General features: G+C 35.0%; 14 protein-coding genes and 1 pseudogene. All 15 read right to left on the bottom strand.

Annotated features, from left to right (window positions below; translation table 11 throughout):
• Positions 1-108: 108 nt before the first annotated feature.
• Positions 109-1182 (bottom strand): dTDP-glucose 4,6-dehydratase, encoded by a 1074-nt coding sequence (gene rfbB / locus EDD70_RS14265; protein WP_092756625.1) that lies wholly within the window; start codon positions 1180-1182, stop codon positions 109-111.
• Positions 1179-2060 (bottom strand): glucose-1-phosphate thymidylyltransferase RfbA, encoded by an 882-nt coding sequence (rfbA, locus tag EDD70_RS14260; protein WP_092756627.1) that lies wholly within the window; start codon positions 2058-2060, stop codon positions 1179-1181. Before rfbA ends, rfbB begins: the two co-directional genes overlap by 4 nt.
• A gap of 380 nt (positions 2061-2440) precedes the next feature.
• Positions 2441-2925: pseudogene (locus EDD70_RS15185) on the bottom strand (UDP-galactopyranose mutase).
• A complete protein-coding gene (locus tag EDD70_RS15245; RefSeq protein WP_092756631.1) occupies positions 2903-3151 on the bottom strand; it encodes a UDP-galactopyranose mutase in 249 nt (82 codons plus the stop codon). The pseudogene EDD70_RS15185 and the gene EDD70_RS15245 overlap by 23 nt, the downstream one beginning before the upstream one ends.
• Positions 3132-3581, bottom strand: coding sequence for an NAD(P)-binding protein (locus EDD70_RS14240; protein WP_092756633.1), 450 nt, complete (start codon positions 3579-3581; stop codon positions 3132-3134). The genes EDD70_RS15245 and EDD70_RS14240 overlap by 20 nt, the downstream gene beginning before the upstream one ends.
• 9 nt (positions 3582-3590) lie before the next feature.
• Positions 3591-4496 carry an NAD-dependent epimerase/dehydratase family protein gene (locus EDD70_RS14235; RefSeq protein WP_092756635.1) on the bottom strand — a complete coding sequence of 302 codons (906 nt, stop codon included), beginning with the start codon at positions 4494-4496 and terminating at the stop codon, positions 3591-3593.
• Complete coding sequence (rfbC, locus tag EDD70_RS14230) at positions 4496-5059, bottom strand: dTDP-4-dehydrorhamnose 3,5-epimerase (RefSeq protein WP_092756637.1); 564 nt, start codon at positions 5057-5059, stop codon at positions 4496-4498. The genes EDD70_RS14235 and rfbC overlap by 1 nt, the downstream gene beginning before the upstream one ends.
• Positions 5056-6084, bottom strand: a complete 1029-nt coding sequence (locus EDD70_RS14225; protein WP_092756639.1) for a Gfo/Idh/MocA family protein — start codon at positions 6082-6084, stop codon at positions 5056-5058. The genes rfbC and EDD70_RS14225 overlap by 4 nt, the downstream gene beginning before the upstream one ends.
• 5 nt (positions 6085-6089) lie before the next feature.
• A complete protein-coding gene (locus EDD70_RS14220) occupies positions 6090-7475 on the bottom strand; it encodes an NDP-hexose 2,3-dehydratase family protein (protein ID WP_092756641.1) in 1386 nt (461 codons plus the stop codon).
• Between the two features lie 16 nt (positions 7476-7491).
• Positions 7492-8523 carry a glycosyltransferase family 2 protein gene (locus EDD70_RS14215; protein ID WP_162840952.1) on the bottom strand — a complete coding sequence of 344 codons (1032 nt, stop codon included), beginning with the start codon at positions 8521-8523 and terminating at the stop codon, positions 7492-7494.
• Between the two features lie 71 nt (positions 8524-8594).
• Complete coding sequence (locus tag EDD70_RS14210) at positions 8595-9839, bottom strand: lipopolysaccharide biosynthesis protein (protein ID WP_092756645.1); 1245 nt, start codon at positions 9837-9839, stop codon at positions 8595-8597.
• Entirely contained in the window at positions 9839-10186 is a 348-nt protein-coding gene (locus EDD70_RS14205; protein WP_092756647.1) for a DUF2304 domain-containing protein, read from the bottom strand. Before EDD70_RS14205 ends, EDD70_RS14210 begins: the two co-directional genes overlap by 1 nt.
• Positions 10183-10917, bottom strand: a complete 735-nt coding sequence (locus tag EDD70_RS14200) for a glycosyltransferase family 2 protein (RefSeq protein ID WP_092756649.1) — start codon at positions 10915-10917, stop codon at positions 10183-10185. Before EDD70_RS14200 ends, EDD70_RS14205 begins: the two co-directional genes overlap by 4 nt.
• Before the next feature lie 68 nt (positions 10918-10985).
• Complete coding sequence (locus tag EDD70_RS14195) at positions 10986-13496, bottom strand: hypothetical protein (protein ID WP_092756651.1); 2511 nt, start codon at positions 13494-13496, stop codon at positions 10986-10988.
• 115 nt (positions 13497-13611) lie between these two features.
• The gene (locus EDD70_RS14190) at positions 13612-14589 is read right to left on the bottom strand and encodes a hypothetical protein (RefSeq protein WP_092756653.1); all 978 of its coding nucleotides are present in this window, start codon (positions 14587-14589) and stop codon (positions 13612-13614) included.
• Between the last annotated feature and the right edge of the window lie 26 nt (positions 14590-14615).

The following is a 14615-nucleotide window of genomic DNA, read 5'->3' as shown; positions in this document are numbered from 1 at the left end:
TTCGAGCATTAGAAAAGGGGCAACGCTATGCGTTGCCCCTTTGTTTTATATCGGGTCTCGAAAGTTCGCTAAACCTGTGGAACTTTAGCGAAATTGAGTTGAACTTCTTTAAACTGTTGCAAGTGCAGATGAATCTTCATACATATTTTCATAGTAGTTCAAATAAGCTCCTGAAGTTATATGCTCCATCCAATTGGCATGTTCTGAATACCACTGAATCGTTTCCTTCATACCCTGTTCAAAACTATATGCTGGTTTCCATCCTAATTGTGTAGTAATTTTCGTATTATCTATTGCATAGCGTCTGTCATGGCCTGGTCTATCTTTGACATAGGAAATCAAGTTTTCTTGTTTACCTATAGTGTCAATTATCAATTTAACAATTTCAATGTTGGCTTTCTCATTATTCCCTCCAACATTATAAATCTCACCATTTTTACCTTTACATAAAACTGTATAAATTGCAGAGCAATGGTCACTGACATGCAACCAATCGCGGATTTGCATTCCATCCCCGTAAACTGGAAGTTTCTTGTCTTGTTTACAATTATTTATCATCAACGGAATTAGCTTTTCAGGAAATTGATACGGTCCATAATTATTTGAACAGCGAGTAATATTAACTGGCATACCAAATGTTTCATGATAAGCTCGTACTATCATATCCGCACTTGCTTTTGATGCTGAATATGGACTGTTGGGTGCCAGTGGTGTGGTTTCCGTAAACATACCAGTTTTCCCTAATGCTCCGTAAACTTCATCCGTTGAAACCTGAAGAAATTTTACTCCAAACCTATATTCACGATCATACTTATCATTTAAATGAATTTTCCAATAGCTTTTTGCAACATCCAATAGAGTCTGAGTGCCAATAATATTAGTAGTTAAAAAAATTTCAGGCTCGGTAATGCTTCGATCAACATGAGATTCCGCCGCAAAATTTACGACTGTATCAATTTTATGTTTTGTAAACAACTCGTTGACCAGTTCATGGTCACGTATATCGCCTTTAACAAATATGTATCTTGGATTATCCTCAACATCACGAAGGTTATTTAAATTACCTGCATACGTTAATAAATCCAAATTTACAATTGAGCAATCATTATTAATATTTAGTAAATATTTTATAAAGTTAGAGCCTATAAATCCAGCTCCACCAGTGACTAATACGTTTTTCATGCTTTTTCCTCCGCAACACGCATTAAATATTGTCCATATTCCGTTTTCAGCATAGGCTGCGCCAACTCTGCCAGCTTCTCGCGAGTTATGTAGTCCTTGCGGTATGCTATCTCCTCAATACAAGATACAAACATTCCCTGTCGTTTTTGCACTATCTCAACAAACTGCGCAGCTTCCAACAGGCTTTCGTGCGTACCTGTATCAAGCCACGCCATACCACGTCCAAAAAGCTCTACTTTGAGCTCACCTCTGCGCAAATATTCGTTGTTTACAGCAGTAATCTCAAGTTCTCTACGCGCCGACGGCTTTATATTCTTTGCTATATCTACTACTTTGTTGTCGTAGAAATACAGTCCCGGTACCGCATAGTTCGATTTCGGCTCCTTTGGTTTTTCCTCCAACGACAGCACGTTCCACTGCTTATCAAACTCTACTACTCCAAAGCCTTTGGGATTTGGCACGTTATAGCCAAAGATAACCGCACCACCTTTTTTGTGGATTATGTCATGCGCATTGCCAAGCATTTCAGAAAAACCGCGTGCATAGAAAATGTTATCACCCAGTACCAGTGCTACGTCATCATCGCCTATAAACTCCTCACCGATGATAAAAGCCTCAGCAAGTCCATTTGGTGACTCCTGAATCGCATATGAAAAGCTAAGTCCAAGGTCATTTCCATTACCTAGCAGCTCCCTAAAAGCAGGCAAATCTCTCGGTGTAGAGATAATTAGTATGTCTCTTATACCTGCAAGCATCAGCGTAGATAGCGGATAGTAAATCATAGGCTTATCATAGATTGGAAGTACTTGCTTGGAAACGCACTTTGTAATCGGGTATAGGCGAGTACCGCTACCGCCTGCTAGTATAATGCCTTTCATTTCTCTGCTCCTTTTTTGTAAATAAAGAATTGGCTAAAAATACAATTAAGAATAATTATTACTACATTTACAACACACTTTACAATAAGCTTATTACATTTTGTTGACAAAAGCAACCATAGTCCACCATTATCTATGAGTATAGTACCTATACGCATTCCAAAAACTGTTCAAAGGTTTTAATGCACATCTTCTGCCGAAAAACAAACATGGTATTTGTCCAATAAGCAAACTAAAAACCCAATGGTATTTGCTACAATCTCTCCCATAAAAATGTCAACAAAAAGAATGCGACAGTGTTAAAAATCACTGTTAGTACTCAAAAAGCAGATATGCTATCGTTTCACGATTGCGCTTAATTAAATTAATTACTATATCAATCATTTGCTCTCCAAATACGTCCTTACATTCTGGAAGTAGTCCAGTGCATGCTCGATGCAGACGTCCATGTTATAGTACTTAAATTCGGCAAGACGTCCGCACAGGAATATGTTCTCGTACTTTTCCACCTCGTCAAGATAGCGCTTATAACTCCTGTTGCTTTGCTCGGTAACAACACGGTAGTACGGGATGTTTCCGATATCAGCCTTTGGATCATACCACAATGGATACTCGGTGGCAACTACAGAGCCACATACCTTGGAGCTATCATACATCATCTTTCTGTACTCGGTACTTCTTGTATAACCCACCGCTTGCGGATAGGATATAATCTCGCAGGGAAGAACACTGTTGTTATCACTGTACTCAGTGAGCGGTACGGCAGCGTACCATATTTTTCGTCAAAGAGCTCATCTATCGCACCGGTAAATATTAGGCAACGAACTTGTCTGCCATCATCATCAAAGTATATGCTCCTTGGCATCAGTATTTACCTGAAGCTCTATATTCGGGTGGTTAAGCATGTTTTCAAACAGCTTTGTAAAGCCATTTTGGGGCAAATTCTGAAAGTCCTTGTTCAGATAGCGTTCGTCATAGTTCATTGCCATAGGCACACGTTCAAGTACGTACTTGTCTATTTGATCTACGCCAACGTCCCACATTTTCGAAATATACGTTTTATAAGCCTTTTCAAACAACAAGTTCGCCATATTTGCTTATATCAGTATCTGTGTGTTCTACAAGCTCCAGTACTGGCACACGATCACGTCCAATAAATGAATTACACAGTTTTTCAAGTAGTGTCTCTGACTTTTTAGCACCCACTAGCTGTTGTACTGTCTGAAAGTTAAACGGCAACCGAACATATTTTCCATCCAAAAAGCTGAGTAACTTAGTACAATGCGGAAACAACTCAGCATACTTTAGTAACAAATCAATTATGTAAAATTTGTTAGTATTAAGAAAATACAGCCCGTATTTTTGCACCAATATTCCATGTTTATCATATTCATCGTACATATTTCCAGCAATGTGCGAACGTTTTTCAACTATCAAGACCTTTTCCCCTAGCTCCTCGGCTATCTTTCTTGCCAATATACTGCTGAAAAAGCCACTGCCAACTATGATAATCTCCTGCATAATACACCTCTATATATTCAACGTCTTCACCCACTCGGCTGTTTTTGAAATGCTTTCTTCAAAATTACACTTTACTTCAAATCCTGTATCCCTATAAAGTTCTTCCAAATCTATTTTTGTATAATCTATAAATGTTGGATCTTCATATTCTCCAAAAACAAGTTGTATTTGAGGATTTACTATATCTCTGACATTCGAAATAATTTGTTTAAATGTTTTTAATTTTAAATTACCTATGTAATAGTCTTTATCAGGAATACCACGTTCGGTAATTGCTATAAGCCCAGCAACTGCATCATCAATATAAATCCAATCATGTTGATGCTCTCCACTAATTAATCTAGGATTTTCATTATTTAAAAATTTAGTTATTAACAAATTAGTTGAACGCAATGAGAAGTCGCCGACACCAAATACATTTGTAAATAAAGCTGTATTAAAAAACATTGAACTATTTTTTACTAATGTTTTACATATAAGTTGTGTTGACATTTTAGCGCAGCCGTAAACCGATGTATTTGCGGGAACGGTAATTCCATTTTTTTTAACAGAAAGATATTGATGACTTGACCCAACAAAAACAAAGCGCTTGCATTTTAGAATCATTGCTGTAGATACTGCATCACAACTAGCTTTTATATTATCAATTTGTTCTTTATAATCGTTATAATTAGGTCCCGAGACACCTACCCATTCTAAATGATAAAAGGTATCAATATTATCACAAATTTTGTCAGAAAGGTTTTTATAGTCTTTTATATCTGCTCTTATAACTTTAAGATTTTGTGATGATAAATCCTCCATTTTTTTTTCATTTCTTACAATAGCATAAACAAATACACCTTGATTTATAAGTTTAACAGTCAAAGCTTTTCCAATAAATCCACTGGCTCCTGTAATAATAACTTTTTTCATTATCTACAATTCTCCATTGAAAAGTTAGCATCGCTATCTGCCAGTTTAGGTGCATTCTTATCTTTTGGCGAAACAACAATTTCATTTATTCCCCACTGTATGGCCAACTCAGGATCGTCCCACGCAATCGCTCTGTCATACTCAGGGTAGTAAAACTCATCAACCTTATACTGAACTTCGGTATCATCAGTCAACGACAAACAGGCGTGTCCAAAACCCTTTGGTATAAAAATCTGCTTTTTGTTTTGGCCAGTCAGCACAACTGTTACATATTTTTTGTATGTAGGTGAGTCTTTACGTAAGTCAACCGCTATATCAAGAATTATTCCTCGTGTGCAACGCAATAGCTTCGTCTGCGCTTTTGGCGCGTTCTGAAAGTGTATTCCTCTTATTGTACCACGCTTAAGGGAAAGCAAGTGATTGTCCTGCACAAATACATTATCTATGCCATACTCTTCTAGAGTTCTGCTGGAATATGACTCCATATAGTAGCCACGGTAGTCCTCAAAAACGTCTGGTTCCAGTACTTTCACACTTGCGATAGCAAGCTCCGTAATTCTCATTTCTCCGTCCCCCGTACAAATTCATCTACCAGCACTGCCTGCCTTTTTATAGCCTTATAGTTTTCTTCTCTGCATTTGCTATTTTCCACGCACGCACTAAATGCCACAATCGACTTTGCAAAGGTGTCGTCAGCAGACAGCTTTTTGGTAATCTCACCATTACCTTTTTTTATGGTCATCAAAGGTTCAAAGCCCTCCGGAGCTGTCAGTATGCGGTTTGTGTAGAGCGTACCTGTACTGCCCCAAAGCTCCAGATCACACTTATAGCTGTTATCCATTCCAAAGGAAAGTTGTGCGGTTAGTCCATCGCTATTTACAATCGTCCCACTGCCGTAAATGTCAACATCAAAGCCATCAGTATAGTTTAGCTGTGAGGTAACCACGCGTGCGCTATCACCTAGTAGCAATGATGCAAGCTTTATCGTATACCCACTACAGTCAAGTAGTGCACCACCTCCCAGCGACTTGTTGTATCGAAAATCATTAGCTCCGCGGAACGGAAATCCGAATTGTATGCTTACCGATCTCAGCTCCCCTATTTTCTTGTCTGTGATAGCTTGTTTTATATAATCAAGCTGACTATGGTACTGGAACATATAGTTTTCATGCAGTGCCAGCTTCTTTTTCCTTGCGAGCGCAATAAGCTCATCCGTTTGTTTAAGCGACGTAGTAAAAGGCTTCTCAAGTAAGACATGCTTCCCATACTCAAGTGCTTTTTTTGCCCATTTATGATGTAGGGCTGGTGGAAGTGGTATGTATACAGCATCTATCTCATCTGATGACAACAGTTTCATATAACTGTCAAATACTCGTCCACCATATGTATCAGCAAAAATGCTTGCCTTTTTGTGCTCATTTTCAATTACAGTATGATCGTTACATTCTGACTTCTTGCCAAACCATTCTTCATCATTTGCATACGCAATACCCACAAACTCAAAGCCTTCATGTTTCTTTAGTGCAGGCATAAACCGTCTGAACGCAATCTCCGACGGGCAAATAACGCCGATTCTTATCGTTGTCACAGCTACTACACCTCCAACAGTGATAATAGATTTCTAAGCTGAATATTAAGGCAGTTATTAACCTGTACTAATGTATTAAGCGTTTTAAAGTCTACAAGAAAATAACCATTTGGAAGCTTAGGCAATTCTGCATAAGGAAGTTTAAGTATAATATTTCTGTTCTGTTCATGATAAAATCGCCCACCCTCCTCAGAAAGAATTACATTATGATATACGTTTGATGGATTGCCAAGCTTGTCCATAAATAGGGTAGTAATTTCATCGTATTTGCTTGAATCATCAGTAGCTTCAAGCAGGACACTCGGTCCCAACTCAATTTTATCAAAGCACCCTATCTCAGGATAAGCCTTAACCAAAAATTTTCTAACCCCGTCAATATCACACATAATAAGTCCAAATGTTGCCATTCCAACAGCTTCAAACAATGGCTGAGTCCAATGCTTAACCTCTCTGCCTTCTATTGATATATCACAGAAAACAATTTTAAAAGGGAACTCTTCTTTGCAGACAAATTCTCCATCTTTCATTTCCCATGACTTCATATCAAACAGAGGGATTGTCTCTATTATGCTTTCATCAAACATTTTATAATTATTTATATACTGATATATTTCAGTCATAGAATTCATGCCATCTCCTTCAAAAATAGAACGGTAGAACTCTTTCTCAGTAAAATGTCTGCAAATTATATTCTTTTCCTGTTTAGAAAGCATAACCTGAGAAAAAGGGATACATGACAATACTGTACGAGTATCCATATTAACCAAGTTATCATATTTCATTAATACCTTAATTTGTCCAAGCGTCATCCACTTATGACTTGACAATACAGGGATATCTTCATCTATTTTAATTATAATGTTACGATTGCGTTTTTTCAAAAATCTTGATGACTGTTCCGATTGAATCTGATCAACTATTATTTCATATTTGCTAGCATTAATAAAGTAATCTAAATACGGTGGCTTTTTTCCACCATGTTTTTGCATAAAATTGCTTTTTGTTGCCTGAATAGTTGGTGAAATTTGAATTTTGTTGATATTGCCAGGTTCAATTTTTGCTTGCATTAAAAAATTTAAAACGCCATCAATTTCTTTGCAGATGATACCTAAGTAACCGATTTCATTCTGGACAATAATAGGCTGTTCGTAAAACAGCCTATTACCTCTCCATTGTTGAAAACCAGTAATTTTAAAAAAAGTGGAATTATTATTAGCAATTTCGCCACTTATTTCATGGTAACTCCATACCAAATCTTCGGATAGATTTATTTTTTTTATATCTACACAGATTTTTTTATTTAGCTCACGCACCCATGCAAGTATATTTTCTGTACTATTAACATTCCCCACTCTAAAAGCCCAAGAATGTATCATCAGATAATTATTCAACTTTTAGTTTCCCCTTTCATAAAATTTTCTGTAAAGTAATGAAGCTAGTCTTGACAAACCAATTAAAATCAACAAACAATTGTTTAAAAATATTCCAATTCATGCATACAAATGATAACAGTTTATTATTAGTTTTCAAAATATCCAAATCTCTTTTTGTATATCCTAATTTATGCATAATTTCAATTTCATCAACTGATAAATTAGAAGTTAAGCTAACAGCATATAGAAATACTCGGTTATAATGTCTAGGTACAACATTTAAAAAAAGTCTTTTAATCTCTGCATCATCACTAAACATATCGGAGAGTTTTAAAAAGCCCATATAATCAATAAATATCCTCTGTTTTAAGCTGTTGTAAAAATTATCATTACCAAATCTTGAAAGAATCAGACAATCCGCCAATAACATTAATTTTCCTTTTTTATAGAGTAAGGATAAATATTTTGCTACATGTATATACTGTGTACCAATATATTTATCACAATTAACATTATCCCATTTTTCTTTTTTAATAATTAAGTTGGTTGCATAACCTAAACAAGTAGTACTATATAATCGATCAAAGTATCGCATGACCTCTTGCTTATTTGTAAAATCAACAGTAATATTACTCTTGTAGGTCGTTAAATATTCCTTCATAAATGGTTTTAATTTTCTACTACAAACATATCGGTTGGTTAAAAATACGTCTATATCCGGATATTGTTCACAATATAATAAAATTTTATTTATTGCACCAGTACAAAGTGCATCATCATCACCCATTAACCAGCAATATTGAGCATCAGCCATACTCACGACTTTCAACATATTTTTATCTAATCTTAAATTTTGTTGATTTCTTATCATTATAAAATCAATATCATAATTACTCATAAAAGAATTTACACTACTCAAACTATCATTCGGAGAACAATCATCACAAACTCGAATGCATACTTGATGTCTATTATTATCGTCTATTTGTAATATAATAGACTTTAACAAATCAATTAATTCTTTTGGTCGATTATAAGCAGGTATACATATTGCCAATTTTTTCACAATAACGTTCCTTCCCTATGTTCAATTAATTATACTCAAAAGCATTTATATATATTTTTCAAATAACTTGCTTATTTTAATCCGTTTTGCTGTTTTATATCTTTAGTTTTTATTAAACAAACAGCCAACATATATATCGCAAGTATTCCTTGAGAAATGCCCTGCGCAAAGCTAATACCATTCATGCCATATTTAGTAATTAAAATTGTAGAAAGACCATAACAAATTATCGTTGCAACAGCGGCACCAAATACCATACTTCCAAGTGCTCGCATAGCCGTCATTACACCGTTAAAAAGCCATACAAAGGCCGTTGTAATTGTGCATCCCACAACAGGAATCAGCAAGTATGTAAAATGAATTATATCCTTCCCATATAACAAAATTAAGCCCCACTGTCCAAGCAAATATGCTCCATATAAAGATACTGCAGAAATCCCCAGCATTATCAAAAAGCATTTCACAAGCAGCACAAGAAACGATTTCTTATCCGGTTTCTTAAAAGTATTTGCAAAGATGGGAATCAGAGGTGTAAATATTAGAAGAGAAAGCATTTGCACAAAGTAGGTAGGGTTTGCAACCGAAGAGTAAATTCCTAATTGTTCAGGCCCAAAATTTTTTTCTAAAAAATATCTTGGAATGAAACTGAGAAGTGTAATTAATAATTGGAAACTAAGAAGAGGTAAACACTCTTGTAAAAGTAACCAGGTTTGCTTTAAATAAATTTGAGGATGACTTTCGTCAATTCTTTTGGCCATAGGAATATCATAGCATAGTATAACTGCAAAAGCAGATATAGCCATTCCTAAAACGGCTATGTTTAAAGAATTAGTAAACCATAAACATAAGCAAAACACTAACAATGTAAAAACGCCGCGGGCGATATAGGATTTTCCTGCGATATCCAGTCTCCATTTTTTTTGAACGATTCCGTGATATACATCCACCAATGCTTCAGACAATTTAAATATCATATAAGTAATAATACATAAAAGCTGTGTTCCACGATATCCTACTAAAAAGCAAAATAATATGCAAAATAATTGAGCACAAAAGCAGGTGAAACAGCGGGTCGATATATAGATGCCACTGCAATATCTTTCGTTGATATCAGATATTTGAAAATTTCTAATACCATAAAGAGCGAATATATAGAATATATTGGTTACAGCCATTGCCAAAGACAGCATACCTGCAGCGGAATAACCAGAAATACGTACTACAGCAACCGTAGTTGCCCACTGACAAATATAATAAAAGAGTGACCCAACTGAGTTCCAAAGAATATTCTTTCCCACTTTTGTACTATTTTTCATTACAAACCTTCATTTCGCTTTTCATAGTCTTCTAAAGCAAACTTTTGCGTTAATTGTTTTAGTTTATTATCTAAAACAGATAATTTAATTGTCATTGAAAAAATTTTAAGAAGCAGTATAAAAATCATAAATAGAAAAACGAAATTAACAGTAGATATAATCCCTAGAACATGTGTAAATATATCTGCAATTTGAGGAAATACACTAACTCCAATTAGGGCTAAGCATGCCAAAATCCAAAACACTGTATCCTCTATCTGTACTTTTGACTGCCGAATCCTTCTTAAGAAATAACAAGTGGTGCATGTAGACCCAATTATTAAAGCAACTCTTAACATAATACTCATTTGACAACAGCTTCTTTCTGTAATGGATTATTTGTTCTTACAATAGGGTTACGCTTTCTAACCCATTGTACTAACAAGATCGAGATTCCCATTTTAAGCATATACTTAATAGAGTTAATTGTATTTAAATAACTTTCCCCCTCAATACGCTCATCCATTTTCGCTTGTATTTCTGCAATTTTGGCTCCTTGACGCATTAAATAAGATATGGTATCAGGTTCTGGTCCATAATTCAAATTATTTGCAAATTCTTCTATCATTCCACGATTATATATTCTCATTCCAGAGGTAGGATCTTTAATTTTCTTCCCTGTTGTCAAAAGTATTGCAAATGATATAAGATGGCTTCCCATCATCCGAAAAGAAAGTTTCTTCTTTTCTATTACAAAACGAGAACCAATGACAATATCATATCCATTTTTAATTTCATCCAAAATATCTTCTATGTATTCAGCCCTATGCTGGCCATCAGCATCATATTGAATTGCATAGTCATAATCATGAATATACGCATATTTCATTCCAGTTTGGAATGCACCTGATAATCCTAAATTAATAGGTAAATTAATATAGTTATAATTTTCATTTTGGCATATTTTTAAGGTATTATCTTTAGAACCATCATTGATAACTATATAGTCATATTGTGGGTAATTATGTATTAAACTGTCTACAACACGTTTAATATTTCCCTGCTCATTATAAGCAGGAATAATAATCAATAATTTCATTTTTCTACTCCTCAATCTGAATTGTGGCGAGATTAACACTACTAACCATATCATCCAATTATTGGCCATTATCCTCTAGAAGACGTCATTATTGCGTGAAGCATCAGCATTATAACACTAAAGGGGAAGAACCACAAATACTGATATATTTGCCACCCCATCACCAAAACAAGTGTAATCAGAGTTATAAGTGCCGGCATAGATATAAGTAATGTTTTGTATTGCTTCCTACTGATTGAAAAGAGCAAAGTTAGGAAATACAGAGCAATATATATACCATTACGCCAAATCAATACTTCAAAAATCCCTTTACTACTAAGTGCTAGAACTAAGTTCAAAGGTTTGGTTAAGAAATTGTCATGATAGTACCACTCATAGGTATTTTCACCCTGCCGATCCTCAGCACGCAACAATTCTGGCAACGCATCTGCAGCTCCCGCCGGAGGATGCATTCCTACAGCATAAGTTCCATACCAATTATCACGAGGTCTGCTAACATTCCAAATCAAATCAATATGATCTAATCTGTCCTTAATAATAATTTCCGGATGAGAAAACAACATTTTTATGTAAATAGAAAAAGCCTCTTCTGTGGACACTGTCTGGAAATTTGGTCTAGGCTGAGACCAATGAAATAAATCAAGATTATATTTATCATAAGTATCAACCCACTGCTCCAAGGGTGAGACTTTTTCCATAGTTGATATAATATCATCCGGCAAAGAAATTTTATATTTTAATGCAGCGCCAAGCGGTGAAAGAAACGAACTGCTCGCCACAAAAGTACTCTTTCCCACGGATAATGTCGTTGCCACAGGCCCTTTTACTACTTGCAATACAGCTACCACGCCAATTATTACTATGAACACCAACCCTTTAATTTGCTTCCTATATTTGATACCAACAAAGACCAGCATAATTAAGGTAGAATATACTGCCAAAAATCCATTATGCCTCAATAAGTCGATTAAGGAAATGCTCAAAATCATTTGTATGTAGTTACTAGGCTTATGAAAAAACTGATGGGGATTTTCAAACAAACGAATCATAAGAATCATAAGCCACCAAATAGCAAGCGCAAAGGGTATGTTTTTAGATATTAATGTAACCATCAGTAAATTGTTCGGCAGAAACGACAATAGAGCTGAAATAACAAAAATAACATGCTTGTTTAGTCCATGTTCATACAATATTGTCAAAAAACTTGATAAAATACCTGCAAATGCTGCAATTTGCAAAATCACTACGAGAAATGGATTATCCCATACCGTACTACACACTCGAAGCAAGAATGTATGGACAAAAGGGTGCGCGTTGCTCAACTGCCACAACCCCTTTGCTTGCAACCATTGATCAATTCCATCTGAGGTTATGTTGGCCGGGTAACAGGATAGGGCAGTAAAAACCAATATGGAAAAAGAGATAGCAAAAGATATTAGCCTTACATAGCATCTTTGTTTTTGGGCAAACAAAATATTCTGCGAGCAAAAATATTTATTTGCCTTTTCAAATAAATATAATATGTTGCAAATAAACGGAAAAATAAATAGTGACACCAGCATAAATTTTGCAGCATCCACAAGCGTGAATATCATTAAATCGCCAGCCATAAATAGCTGATGCCCTACAAATGCAAAAGTCGAATATAAGGTTACTAAAATTAGCATAACTTTATAAAGCTTGCTCTGTTTCTTATCTTCCTGCATCATTTTAAGGTAATACGATAAAGTTATCCCGCAAGCTATTGTTAATAAAAGCAATACGATACGCGTTAATGTTGAAATTTCGAACAATGAGCTTATAATGAAGTACAAAATTAGCAAGGTGACCACTATACTCAGTGGACTTTTAGTTTGCACCACCCAGACTATAAGGAAAAAAGTTGTTGTGCATATCAGTAGAAAACATGAAAAAATTATTATTGCACCTTGAATATCTATTTTTTTCGGAACTCCGGGAAGCTTTAAAGTATACTGTTCACCAGCACTCGAAGAATAGAGATCAATTTTTTGCTCTTGTATCCCATTATTAATAACCACTTCGCCACTCCACGGATGGGATATAAAGGATATTTCCGTCCTTTCCCCAGGTGGCAGTTGGAATTTTAGTGTATTGGGTTGGTTTTGATAAGAAAGTAATACTCCTTCCCGATACTCCCAACCTTCGGTCAGTGGTACCTGAGATAAATCATATGTTTTACCTTTTACAAGAATTTGATTGATCCAAACTTCCGTACCCTTCTGTTCTTCATGGGTTTTCCCTGCTTGTCCTAATGCTGTGACCGATATGTTCATTGGCTGATACCTGCCGATAAACATTTCAAATCCACCTGTTAAAGTGACTACAGCTACTATAATTGACAATAGCACTTTAAAGGTTTTATTTCGAAAAGTCATTTTAGGCAGCTTGAAACATCTAAACCAGAATACCGCTAGCAGCCCGAGTATAATCAAAAAATAGATGAATACAAATATTCTTTGAAGTAGTGTTTCTAATGTAGTTTTATCAATATACCAAGTTAAATAATAAGAACCACAAAGACAGAAAAGACCTGTCCAAATGCATTTAAAACGTTCCAATCTTCCATCCCCCAAAAATTAGACCTATGATTTATAGAAAATACTCTCTTTTCTTATTTCCCTAGTCAATAAGTGTCATTAATACAGATAACCACAACATAAGTAATTCTCCTGTTTATAGGATTCTCTCAAAAATATAAAAATCTGAGGCTGAAGTAACTTCTTCCCGCCCAATTACATAAGGATATTTATTAGGTATAAACTGTTTTAATATCCACCCTTTTATATTTTCTTGTATATACCTCATAAATTTCCTATGGCGATATTCTGGCCATTTAGTATATTCTTCATGGTTACTTGAGTAAATAATAACATATCTTTTTGAAACACTAAAAAGATCGTTCATATAATTTGAAAAAACATCCTCTTCTAGTAAATGAAAAATAACATCCATAGAAATGGATAAATCATATTTTTGATTTATATATTTATCTCTTTCTGTAAATGTACAATAAAAAGTTTTTTTCCTATCATTTATGAATTTTATTTTGTTTTTTTCTATTATATTAGAGGATACATCAACACCTACATAATTCGGATAATTAATTAATGATAGCTGACTACCATCCCCACAGCCAAACTCAATTGTGGTCAAAACACCCTGTTCCTTCAAGAAAGTGTTGACGACCTCCGCTTTAAATTTCGCCAAACGATTATAAGAACCAGTTCCCGAATTCCCCCCATTTGCATATATCTCTTCCCAAAATGCCGATGAACTGCCTATTTTATGAAAATTATTATGGACATCAAGCTGTTTTTTTAAAAGTACGTTAACTCTTTGTATTTCTTTTTTTTCAGAGCTTAACGCACGTATTTCGTCCTGGAGGGTTGCATTCTTTTCGGTAAGTAAATAGTTATTCGTATATGATTCTGTAAGCTCTTGCCGCATTAAATCATTGTATGTATTTAAACTGCGATTCTCGAAATTTGATTTCTGCAGTTGTAACAACCGAGCGTTCAGCTCTTCGTTCATACAATCAAGTCGCTCTTGGAGTTGCGTCACTTCGGAATACAAACAATCCAGCCTTGAGATAAAGCAGTTGAATGGCCAAATATGCGCAAGAATTGCCCTTAGGTCTTTTCTATAATTCATTTAGAAATTCCTCTGTTCATTTAGAA

This window comes from Hydrogenoanaerobacterium saccharovorans (assembly GCF_003814745.1).
In the GTDB taxonomy this organism is placed as follows: domain Bacteria; phylum Bacillota; class Clostridia; order Oscillospirales; family Ruminococcaceae; genus Hydrogenoanaerobacterium; species Hydrogenoanaerobacterium saccharovorans.
This window is presented reverse-complemented; position numbering and strand designations above follow the sequence as displayed.

What these genes read in the sequence shown, in the direction of transcription:
- rfbC (WP_092756637.1), bottom strand. Translation starts at nt 5,059, where the DNA reads ATGAGAATTACGGAGCTTGCTATCGCAAGTGTGAAAGTACTGGAACCA.
- EDD70_RS14200 (WP_092756649.1), bottom strand. Translation starts at nt 10,917, where the DNA reads ATGAAATTATTGATTATTATTCCTGCTTATAATGAGCAGGGAAATATT.
- EDD70_RS14210 (WP_092756645.1), bottom strand. Translation starts at nt 9,839, where the DNA reads ATGAAAAATAGTACAAAAGTGGGAAAGAATATTCTTTGGAACTCAGTT.
- EDD70_RS15245 (WP_092756631.1), bottom strand. Translation starts at nt 3,151, where the DNA reads ATGGCGAACTTGTTGTTTGAAAAGGCTTATAAAACGTATATTTCGAAA.
- rfbB (WP_092756625.1), bottom strand. Translation starts at nt 1,182, where the DNA reads ATGAAAAACGTATTAGTCACTGGTGGAGCTGGATTTATAGGCTCTAAC.
- EDD70_RS14240 (WP_092756633.1), bottom strand. Translation starts at nt 3,581, where the DNA reads ATGCAGGAGATTATCATAGTTGGCAGTGGCTTTTTCAGCAGTATATTG.
- EDD70_RS14235 (WP_092756635.1), bottom strand. Translation starts at nt 4,496, where the DNA reads ATGAAAAAAGTTATTATTACAGGAGCCAGTGGATTTATTGGAAAAGCT.
- EDD70_RS14190 (WP_092756653.1), bottom strand. Translation starts at nt 14,589, where the DNA reads ATGAATTATAGAAAAGACCTAAGGGCAATTCTTGCGCATATTTGGCCA.
- EDD70_RS14205 (WP_092756647.1), bottom strand. Translation starts at nt 10,186, where the DNA reads ATGAGTATTATGTTAAGAGTTGCTTTAATAATTGGGTCTACATGCACC.
- rfbA (WP_092756627.1), bottom strand. Translation starts at nt 2,060, where the DNA reads ATGAAAGGCATTATACTAGCAGGCGGTAGCGGTACTCGCCTATACCCG.